3 protein-coding genes are annotated in these 4,523 nt (G+C 60.1%); 2 read left to right on the forward strand and 1 reads right to left on the reverse strand.

Translation table 11 applies throughout. The features are described 5' to 3' along the window. The first annotated feature begins 263 nt into the window (after window positions 1-263). Complete coding sequence (locus EN750_RS20045) at window positions 264-2,498, forward strand: hypothetical protein (protein WP_127397435.1); 2,235 nt, start codon at window positions 264-266, stop codon at window positions 2,496-2,498. A gap of 3 nt (window positions 2,499-2,501) precedes the next feature. On the opposite strand, the gene EN750_RS20050 is transcribed toward EN750_RS20045, so the two are convergent. Further along, on the reverse strand, window positions 2,502-2,711 hold the full coding sequence (locus tag EN750_RS20050) for a hypothetical protein (protein WP_127397436.1): 210 nt from the start codon (window positions 2,709-2,711) through the stop codon (window positions 2,502-2,504). Window positions 2,712-2,862: 151 nt separating this feature from the next. On the opposite strand from EN750_RS20050, the gene EN750_RS20055 reads away from it, so the two are divergent. Further along, window positions 2,863-4,523 (forward strand): hypothetical protein (locus EN750_RS20055; RefSeq protein ID WP_210212756.1); only part of this gene is annotated, 1,661 nt, incomplete at its 3' end.

Here is a 4,523-nt window from a genome sequence, read left to right on the forward strand (position 1 = left end):
GCATTGGCGATGTCGATAACTTCGTCCATGCCGAAGATGAGATGTTCGCCAATCTCCCACAGGATGGCAACGGCTACGTCGAGCCGCGATCAGTCATGGATGCAATTCGGTCGGAACTGGCTGGCAACCCGCTTCGCACGGCAGAGGAGGAGGCAGCAGCGGCGGCGGCCGACAATCTTGACCAGACGGCGGCCGAATGGCTGGATCGCGTTGGCCTGCCTCCCAATGCCACGGTGAAGGACGTTCGCGACCATATCGGCCGCGTGCTGGCCGCTGAGCGGAACACGGACGGGCTCGACACGCGCATTTCGCGCTTTGAGCAGGAGATGGAGGAATTCGATCGCACAACCGACGCCATTATCAATGAGCGCGATATTACCGCCATCGAGGCCAAGAGCCTGAGCGAGGAGGTCGACAAGCTCGAAGCCGAACTCGAAGCGGTAAGCGATATTGCGAACTCTTCGCCGCGCGTTTCGCTTGTGGTGGACTATGCGACGACAAAGCGCGATCTGTTCAAAGGCAAGCTCAAAGAGCGGTCGCTGAGCAAGCGGGTCGAGGCGATCAAGCGCCTGGATGCGGAAGGCGGCGGCAACCCGGAAATTCTGGACGAACTCGCCGCCAAGTCGGTCGATCTGGACCGGCTACGGGCTGAGATCGGAGGATTGAAGGTGAAGGCCGACAAGCTGGAGCCGATGGTTCCCAAGGTGAAGCAGGAGATTCCCGAATTCGTTTCGCCGGAGGATCGCGCCGACTATGTGAAGGGCATTGTCGACGACATCTTCTCGCAGCTCACCGGCCGCGCGAACCAAGGGATGCCGTCCTACGACATGACGATGTCGTCTCGCGGCCCTCTGAAGGAACGCACGTTCAACATTCCCGACGAGTTGATCGAGGACTTCCTTGAGCACGACATCGAACTGATCGGCCGGCGCTATGCTCGCGTCATGGCGGCCGACGTCGAACTGACGAAAATGGACAAGCGTCTCGGAGGTGAAGGCAAGCCGACCCTGAAAAGCCAGCTTGGCCGGGTTACAGCCGAATATCTGCGGATGCGCGAAGCCGTGCAGGCGTCGACCGAGTTGGACGATGCGGCCAAGACCAAGGCACTCGACGCGCTGAAGAATAGCGAGAAAAGCGACATCGAGGACGCTGCAGCGATCCGGGATCTGCTGCGCGGACAATTCAAGGTGGATGCCCAGCACACGAATTTCGCACGTGTTCTCCGCGTCGCCGGCACCTTCAATTTCATGAGGCAACTCGGCGGCGTGGTGGTGTCGTCGCTGTCGGATGCAGTGCGGCCGGCGATGGTGCACGGTATGGGCCGCTACATGAGCGAAGGCATCGCCCCGCTCATCACGAACCTGGCAGCCATTAAACTGGCGCTCAAAGATTCGAAGCTTTTGGGCTCGGTGACAGAACGTTCGCTGCAATCTCGCCTGGCAACCATGGCAGAGCTTGCTGATCCATACGCGCATAACTCGCCGTTCGAACGCTTCGTCGACAATGCGGCAAACGTCTTCTCGAAGATGACCCTGCTGCCGTTCTGGAATGATATGCACAAGTCCATTGCTTCGGTGCTCATCCAGAACCGGGTGCTGCTGAACGTGCAGAGCAAGGACTATGGCGCGCTGTCCGCGGCTGAACGCCGGTACATGGGCTTTCTCGGCATCAACACCGACATGGCTGATCGCATCGCCAGGCAGTTCAACGACTTCGGTGACGTGCAGGGAAACGTGCACATTCCCGGCCTGGAGCGCTGGACGGACGACGAGGCTGTTCGTGCATTCGCTGCGGCAGTGAACAAGGATACGGATTCGACCATCGTCACGAAGTCGGTGGCCGATGTGCCCTTGTTCGCTCACACTCCTGCTGGGCGTGCGCTCATCCAATTCAAGAGCTTTGCCCTAGCTTCCAATCAGCGCGTGCTGATGCGCGGGTTGCAGGAAGGTCCGGGCTCGTTCATCACCGGCACAGTCGCTATGACGACCTTCGGCATGCTGACCTACATGACGAAGCAGATTGAAGCCGGTGGCGATCAACGTGTTCTGTCGACCAATCCTGGCACCTGGCTGGCTGAAGGACTGGATCGCGCCGGCATTTTCCAGATGGCGTTTGAGGTGAACAGCACTTGGGAAAAGCTCGGTGCGCCGGGCATCTACACCTTGGCTTCGGTCCTAGGCAAAAAGGTCAATCCAAACGCCGACATGCGGCAGCAAGCTTCCCGCTATGCGAACCGCGACGCATTCGGCGCTATCCTCGGCCCCTCGTTTCAGCTTGGCACCGATGCGGCGCAACTGCTGGGCGTTGGCGGCCGCACGCTATCTACGCTGACCGATGGAGATCCGTCGACCAATCCCGACCTGGCGCCGGCCGACGTCGACCGGGCAACAAAGATGATCCCGTTCCTGACGCTGCCATACTGGCGGTGGATCATTGAGGGTGGGTTTGGTCTCGAAGATGCCGGCGTGAGGCAGCAGCTTCACAAGATGGTGCAGTAGGCGTCACTGCTCGCAACTGTCGAGCACGCTCATTCCCTTGGAACATTCGACCCCTTCGCCCCACTTGGTCGGCATGATGCCGGTGGCGGCTGAGATCAACAGGAAAACCATAAAAACCAGAAATCCGGCTAGGGCGTAGTTGCCCCAGTTGAATTCCGTGATCGACCACCAAAGCAGCTTCGATCTGGAGGGCTTCGGTCCGTATTGGCTCATGGGCGCGCCCCTTTTGCGCATAGCCGCGCACTGAACGTCAAGATCCAACTTTTTTCAAGCCTCGCCCCGGCGAGAGCCTTAACGGAGAACAGCACATATGGGTCAGCCCGCTACTGCCGCAGTTCGACTTTTGACTGGTGAACGCGAGCCAGTGCGCCTTGCCACCACGGCGAACATCGACACGGTCCAGGTCAATGGCGTGGCTCGCTTCATGGGCCTGAAAACGATCGACGGCGTACCGACCGCCGTCGGCGATCGAGTGCTCGTCAAGGACCAGACCGACGCCCGAATAAACGGCATCTACACCGCGAGCGAGGGCTATTGGTACCGGGCGGCCGACGCGCAATCGACCCGCACTATGCAGAAGGGAACGACGGTGCATGTTCAAAATGGCACCGCGAATTCGGGAAAGGTGTTCGCATTTCAGACCGACAATCCAGTGATCGGGACCGACAATATCGTGATCAGCTTCTATTTATCGGATGACGCTGTCGACGACCTGCGAGAGGCCGCACAGGCAATCCTCGATCTTGTGACCGGCGCCATGTCGACGGTCCTTGATCCGCAGTTCGCGACCAAGGCAGCGGCTGAAGCCTTCTCGCCTGTCCTCCCGCCAGACTACATCCGCACTGCCGGTTACGCGGCGGTCGGTGACGGGCAGGCGCTGTACAAGAAGAACGGCACCACATCGGCCGGCGCTGGTGGCCTGGCGATCACGCTGCAGGGTGGTGCAGTTGCCGGGTTCGATATCGTCAACGCGCCACGGTCGAAAGAGATCAACATTCGCGCCGCCGGCGCCGATACCACGGCCGGCAACAACCGAACGGCGATCGTCAACGCCATCGCCGCCGCGGGACAAGGTCGCCTGATCATTCCGGCCGGTACGTTCTCCTTGGCCGGTAATATCGACATTCCACAGGGCCTGACGGTCGAGTTTGACGACAAGGCGCTGTTGCAACGGACTGAAGATGCAACCCACCTCTTCAACCTGAAGGGCGATAACCGGATCATCGCGCCGAAGGTGGCGGGCTCCTGGGACCACGTGGCGGCATCCAACGGGTTTGGCGTTTTCCTGATCAATCTCGCCTCTGGGGTGACGATCGAGCACGGCAACATTACCGGCACGCAAGGGGACCATTACCGAATCCAGGATTCGAGCTGGATCTATATCGATGACGCTCGTGGCGACACCGGCCGAAATGTATTCACCATCAACGATGACGCCTCCGGTACCAGCCATGTGTTTGTGAGCCGCGCTCATGTCAGCGCGTACTTGAACGGCTTCGACGCGGAAAGTGACGATGATTGGCCGGTCTCGGATATTGAGGTCGATATCGACTGGACGCAGCTCGGCGGCACGCAGACTGGTGCCGCCGTGGCCTTTACGCGCAGCGCTACGCCCGCCGGGTCCGTCCTGAAGTACAAGAAGCTTCGAATTGCCGCCAAGTCGAAAAATGGCCTCTATGGCCTCGTACTGCGAGGCGCCAAAGATATCGAAGTGCGGAGCCTGGTGACGGAAGGGGTTCAGCAAGGCATCCGCGCCGGCACCGGTCACCATATCGAAGATCTCCGGCTACTGTCGTTCGACATCCAGGCGACGCACCAGGGCATCTATGTCGAGACGCCGGCCGGGCAGACAACGTCGAGAGGCGTCCGGATTGGTGCCGGCCGGGTCTACGGGATCACACAAGGCGGCGCCTTTGGCGTTTACAGTGCCGCCGACGAAACAGTCGTGTCGGCTGATACGCTGATCGACATGGGAGGTGCGGCAACCTCAACCGGCGTTCGGCTAGACGGTGACATGTCGAAGAC

Source organism: Mesorhizobium sp. M7A.F.Ca.ET.027.03.2.1 (genome assembly GCF_003999175.1).
In the GTDB taxonomy this organism is placed as follows: Bacteria; Pseudomonadota; Alphaproteobacteria; order Rhizobiales; family Rhizobiaceae; genus Mesorhizobium.